At 64.8% G+C, this 5,500-nt stretch carries 5 protein-coding genes, 2 tRNA genes and 1 pseudogene; 4 read left to right on the forward strand and 4 right to left on the reverse strand.

Annotation, left to right across the window (positions count from 1 at the left end; all coding sequences use genetic code 11):
* Window positions 1-235 (forward strand): annotated as a pseudogene (locus FFS27_RS27755) (TonB-dependent receptor); the annotation flags it as partial.
* A gap of 174 nt (window positions 236-409) precedes the next feature.
* Complete coding sequence (locus FFS27_RS27760) at window positions 410-2,284, forward strand: MFS transporter (protein ID WP_003091605.1); 1,875 nt, start codon at window positions 410-412, stop codon at window positions 2,282-2,284.
* Window positions 2,285-2,344: 60 nt separating this feature from the next.
* On the opposite strand, the gene FFS27_RS27765 is transcribed toward FFS27_RS27760, so the two are convergent.
* The 4 genes from FFS27_RS27765 to rdgC form a co-directional block, all read right to left on the reverse strand.
* Window positions 2,345-2,554: a cold-shock protein gene (locus FFS27_RS27765; protein WP_003091604.1), complete on the reverse strand. Its 210-nt coding sequence runs from the start codon at window positions 2,552-2,554 to the stop codon at window positions 2,345-2,347.
* A 214-nt stretch (window positions 2,555-2,768) separates the two neighbouring features.
* Window positions 2,769-3,083: a quaternary ammonium compound efflux SMR transporter SugE gene (gene sugE / locus FFS27_RS27770; RefSeq protein WP_003091603.1), complete on the reverse strand. Its 315-nt coding sequence runs from the start codon at window positions 3,081-3,083 to the stop codon at window positions 2,769-2,771.
* Between the two features lie 139 nt (window positions 3,084-3,222).
* Window positions 3,223-4,158, reverse strand: coding sequence for a bile acid:sodium symporter family protein (locus FFS27_RS27775; protein ID WP_021265072.1), 936 nt, complete (start codon window positions 4,156-4,158; stop codon window positions 3,223-3,225).
* Window positions 4,159-4,244: 86 nt separating this feature from the next.
* Window positions 4,245-5,165: a recombination-associated protein RdgC gene (gene rdgC, locus FFS27_RS27780; RefSeq protein ID WP_003091601.1), complete on the reverse strand. Its 921-nt coding sequence runs from the start codon at window positions 5,163-5,165 to the stop codon at window positions 4,245-4,247.
* A gap of 164 nt (window positions 5,166-5,329) precedes the next feature.
* Between rdgC and FFS27_RS27785 the strand changes: the two genes are divergently transcribed.
* Window positions 5,330-5,405, forward strand: a tRNA-Val gene (locus FFS27_RS27785).
* Between the two features lie 16 nt (window positions 5,406-5,421).
* A tRNA-Asp gene (locus tag FFS27_RS27790) sits at window positions 5,422-5,498 on the forward strand.
* Window positions 5,499-5,500: the final 2 nt, after the last annotated feature.

Below are 5,500 nucleotides of genomic sequence, written 5' to 3' on the forward strand. Positions count from 1 at the left end.
CAACTACATCACCGAGCCCAGCGCCGACGGCCAGTACGGCGACATTCCCGGCTACGTGACCTGGAATGCCCGCGTCGGCTACGACTTCGGCCCGCAGGCGTCGAACCTGAAGCTCGGCCTCGGGGTGAAGAACCTGTTCGACAAGCAGTATTTCACCCGCTCCAGCGACAACAATTCGGGAATCTACGTGGGTCAGCCGCGAACGCTGTTCATGCAGGCCAGCGTCGGTTTCTGAATATTCGGATGCGACTTGGCGCATCGTCCGACGACAGGCGTCCTGCGGCAACGCGGACGCCTGTTCTATGATGGGCGCGGAATTTCCATCGGAACGCTGTGGCCTGATCCGCGGTCCATGCAGTCCAATCGATGACGGGCTTCCTTTCGGCGGCCACGCAAGGTAACAAGGACGATGACCCAACATTCGCAATTCGCCCTGCTGGGAAAGCGGCGTTTCCTGCCGTTCTTCATCACCCAGCTGCTCGGCGCCTTCAACGACAACATCTTCAAGCAGTCGCTGATCCTCGCCATCCTCTATCACCTCAGCGTCAGCGGCGACCGCAGTCTGCTGGTCAACCTCTGCGCGCTGCTGTTCATCCTGCCGTTCTTCCTGTTCTCGGCACTGGGCGGACAGTTCGGCGAGAAGTACAACAAGGACGCGCTGATGCGCGCGCTGAAGCTGGCCGAGGTGGGCATCATGCTGGTCGGCGCTGCCGGCTTCGTCTTCGGCAGCCTGCCGCTGATGTTCGTCGCGCTGTTCGCCATGGGCACCCACTCGGCGCTATTTGGCCCGGTGAAGTATTCGATCCTGCCCCAGCACCTGCACGAGGACGAACTGGTCGGCGGCAACGCGCTGGTGGAGATGGGCACCTTCCTGGCGATCCTGGCCGGCACCATCGGCGCCGGCGTGCTGATGTCCCATGCGCATTACGCGGCGGCGGTGGCCACCGCGGTGGTGCTGGTGGCCGCCTGCGGCTACCTGGCCAGCCGCGGCATTCCGCGAGCGGCGGCGGCGCTGCCGGGGTTGAAGCTCGACTGGAACATCTTCGCCCAGTCCTGGAGCATCCTCCGCCTGGGGCTCGGCCAGCGCCCGGCGGTCTCGCGCTCGCTGGTGGGCAACTCCTGGTTCTGGTTCCTCGGCGCGGTCTACCTGACGCAGATCCCGACCTTCGCCAAGGAATGGCTGCACGGCGACGAAAGCGTGGTGACCCTGATCCTCACCGTGTTCTCGGTGGGCATCGCGCTGGGCTCGATGCTGTGCGAGAAGCTTTCCGGTCGCAAGGTGGAGATCGGCCTGGTGCCGTTCGGCTCGATCGGCCTGACCGTCTTCGGCATCCTCCTCTGGTGGCACGCCGGCGGCATTCCCCCAGGCGAGGCGCCCTACGACTGGCTGGCGGTGCTGCGCCACCATGAGACCTGGGCGGTGCTGGCCGACATCCTGTTCATCGGCATTTTCGGCGGCTTCTATATCGTACCGCTGTACGCCCTGATCCAGGCGCGCACCGACGAGGACAAGCGGGCCCGGGTGATCGCCGCCAACAACATCCTCAACGCCTTGTTCATGGTCGCCGCGGCGCTGGTCTCGATCCTCTTCCTCAGCGTCGCCAAGCTGTCGATCCCGCAGCTGTTTCTCGCCCTGTCGCTGATGAACGTCGCGGTGAACGTGTACATCTTCAAGATCGTCCCGGAATTCACCATGCGCTTCCTGGTCTGGCTGCTCAGCCACACCATGTACCGGGTCCGGCATGTGAACCTGGAGGCGATCCCGGACGAGGGAGCGGCGGTGCTGGTGTGCAACCACGTCTCGTACGTGGACGCGCTGCTGATCGCCGGCTCGATCCGGCGGCCGGTGCGCTTCGTCATGTACTACAGGATCTTCTCGCTGCCGGTGCTCAACTTCGTCTTCCGCACCGCCGGCGCGGTGCCCATAGCGGCGCGCCACGAGGACGAAGGGATCTACGAACGCGCCTTCCAGCGCATCGCCGACTACCTGAGGGACGGGGAGCTGGTGTGCATCTTCCCTGAGGGCAAGCTGACCGCCGACGGCGAGATGAACGAGTTCCGCGCCGGGATCGAGCGGATCATCGAGGAAACCCCGGTTCCGGTGATCCCCATGGCGCTGCAGGGCCTGTGGGGCAGCTTCTTCAGCCGCGACCCGAACAAGGGCTTCTTCCGCCGCCTGTGGTCGCGGGTAAGCCTGGTGGCCGGCGAATCGGTGGCGCCGGGGGCGGTGGAGCGCCTCGACCTGCAGGCGCGGGTGACGAGCTTGCGCGGCGAAGCTCGCTGATCGATCCGCAGAAACGAAAAAGCCCCGGCGATGCCGGGGCTTTTTTGGGCGAACTACAAGTTAGATAACTTGTACTTCGTCGGCTTGCAGGCCTTTCTGGCCGTTGACGACCACGAAGGAAACCTTCTGGCCTTCCTGCAGGCTCTTGAAGCCGGTGCCCTGGATGGAACGGAAGTGAACGAACAGGTCGTTACCGCTTTCCGGGGTGATGAAGCCGAAGCCTTTGGCGTCGTTGAACCATTTTACGGTGCCGTTCTGACGATTCGACATGGTGTAACTCCTGAAACAAAGTTGATTGCGGCGACGGAAATATCCGAGCCGGTAGGTACTGAGTTGCAAAGAGTACGAGGAGCCGAGGCGATGAGCGGACCGAGATCTACCACACCAGGTCACGATTCACTGTGACCCAAGCAAGCACAGTGGTCGCAGAGTACGCGATAAAACTGCGGAAAGCGATACCCCTCGGAGCATATTCGATGGATGTCTAATGGCTCAGCTTGAGGCCGACCAGTCCGCAGACGATCAGCGCGACGCTGGCTAGGCGCAGCAATGCCATGGATTCGCCGAACAGGACGATCCCGGCGATTACCGTGCCGACCGCGCCGACCCCGGTCCAGACGGCATAGGCGGTGCCCAGCGGCAGGTGCTTCATGGCCAGGCCGAGCAGGCCCAGGCTGACCAGCATGGCGAGCGCCGTGAGGACCGTGGGAAGCGGCTTGCTGAAGCCTTCGGTGTATTTCAGACCAACGGCCCAGCCCACTTCGAACAGGCCGGCGAAAAACAGGATGATCCAGGACATGGCGATCTCCAGGGCAACGGGTGGCGGGGCCGTCCCCATTCGATCACCGGCCGGAGGCGGGTGGTGAGGTCGTCCTCACTGCGTGCGGTATTTTGCATGGTTAATCGGTCGGGACAAGGCTTCCCGACCGGGACCCAGTTCAACGCGGCGTATCTTCCATACGCCGGAACAGGGCGGCCAGCAGCGAACCGGAGAGATTGTGCCAGACGCTGAACAGCGCGCTGGGCACCGCTGCCAGGGGCGAGAAGTGGGCGTTGGCCAGCGCCGCGCCGAGCCCCGAGTTCTGCATGCCGACTTCGATGGCCAGGGCCTTGCGCTGTGCCAGCGGCATGCCGGTCAGCTTGCCGGTGAGATAGCCGAGCGACAGGCCGAAGCCGTTGTGCAGCATCACCACGGCCATGATCAGCAGGCCGGACTCGGCGATCCGCGCCTGGCTGGCGGCCACCACCGCGGCGATGATCACCACGATGCTGAATACCGAGACCAGCGGCAGCACCTCCGCCACCTGTCGGGTGCGCTCGCCGAGCAGGCGCTGTGCCAGCAGGCCGAGGGCGATGGGCACCAGCACCACCTGGAGGATCGACAGGAACATCGCCGCGAACGACACCGGCAGCCAAGCCGAGGCCTGCAGCCAGACCAGCGCCGGCGTGACCAGCGGGGCGAGCAGGGTGGTCACCGAGGTGATCGCCACCGACAGGGCGACATCGCCACGGGACAGCCAGGTCATCACGTTGGAAGCGGTGCCGCCGGGGCAGCAGCCGACCAGGATCACGCCCACCGCGATTTCCGCCGGCAACTGCAACAGGCGGCAGAGCAGCCAGGCCAGGCCGGGCATGATGACGAACTGGGCCAGCACGCCGATCAGCACCCGTATGGGGTGCCGGGCGACCTCGCGGAAGTCTTCGCCCTTGAGCGTCAGGCCCATGCCGAACATCACCAGGCCGAGCAGCGGCGCGATGGCGACGGTGAGCGGGAGGAACCAGGCCGGCCGGAAGAAGGCGAGGATGGCGAACAGCAGGACCCAGAACGGGAAGCTGGCGCTGACGAAACGGCTCAGGGCGGTCAGGGCACGCATGGGCTTTCCTTGTTATTGGACGGCCGCCAGTCTGCCATGCCGGGCGCGACTCTCCCAGCGGCGGGCGCCGCCGGGAGAGCGGGGCGTCAGACGCCCTGGGGGATTTCTTCGCCGCCGAGGGCCTCGAAGAGCGCCGGAAGGAATTCGGCGAAGGTCAGCATCATCAGGGTGAAGCTGGCATCGAGCTGGCCGAGGGCGTCTTCGCCGCCGTCCTTTTCCGCCTGCTCCTGCAGCAGGTCTTCGAAGCGCAGGCGCTTGACCGCCAGCTTGTCGTCGAGGACGAAGGACAGCTTGTCCGACCAGGCCAGGGACAACTGGGTGACCAGCTTGCCGGCGGTGAGATGCAGCTGGATTTCCTCGCTGGTCAGGTCCTGGCGCTTGCAACGGACCACGCCGCCGTCCTCGTGGGTGTCGCGCAGCTCGCATTCGTCGAGCACGTGGAAGTCGCCGGCGGCTTCCTGGGTCTTGACCCAGTCGGTGAGGGTCGCGGTCGGCGCGACCTTCACGCTCAGCGGGCGTACCGGCAGGGAGCCGAGCGCTTCGCGCAGCGTCGAGAGCAGGTCTTCGGCCTTCTTCGCGCTGGCCGAGTCGACCAGGATCAGGCCGAGGCTTGGCGCGATCGCGGCGAAGGTGCTGGAGCGGCGGATGAAAGCACGCGGCAGCAGGGTCTGGACGATCTCGTCCTTCAACTGGTCGCGTTCCTTCTTGTAGACCTTGCGCATCTGCTGGGCTTCGATCTCGTCGACCTTTTCCTTCAGTGCGTCACGCACGACGCTGCCCGGCAGGATGCGCTCTTCCTTGCGTGCCGAGATCAGGAAGAAGTCCTGGCTGACGTGTACCAGCGGTGCGTCCGGGCCTTTGCCGAACGGCGCGGTGAAGCCGTAGGTGGTCAGCTCCTGGCTGGCGCAGGGGCGGGCGGGTTTTTCGCCGAGGGCTTTCTCGAGGGAATCGGCATCCAGTTGCAGATCCTGGGTGAGGCGGTAGACGAGCAGATTGCGGAACCACATGGGGTCGTTCTCTCCGGGCACAAAGGACCCATTATTCCGCCGCTGGCGGCTCAGGCCAACCCCGGTCCGTCGCTAACTCCTTGGAACGGCAGAAAATTTTTTTCATCGAGGGGCTTGCCAGGGGCCGAATCGCTCCGTAGAATGCGCCCCACTTCGAGAGTGAAGGGTGATTAGCTCAGCTGGGAGAGCATCTGCCTTACAAGCAGAGGGTCGGCGGTTCGATCCCGTCATCACCCACCAATCTCGCAAGTTACGCGCAGCGGTAGTTCAGTCGGTTAGAATACCGGCCTGTCACGCCGGGGGTCGCGGGTTCGAGTCCCGTCCGCTGCGCCATT

The sequence above is a fragment of the Pseudomonas sp. 2VD genome (genome assembly GCF_005503585.1).
In the GTDB taxonomy this organism is placed as follows: domain Bacteria; phylum Pseudomonadota; class Gammaproteobacteria; order Pseudomonadales; family Pseudomonadaceae; genus Pseudomonas; species Pseudomonas aeruginosa.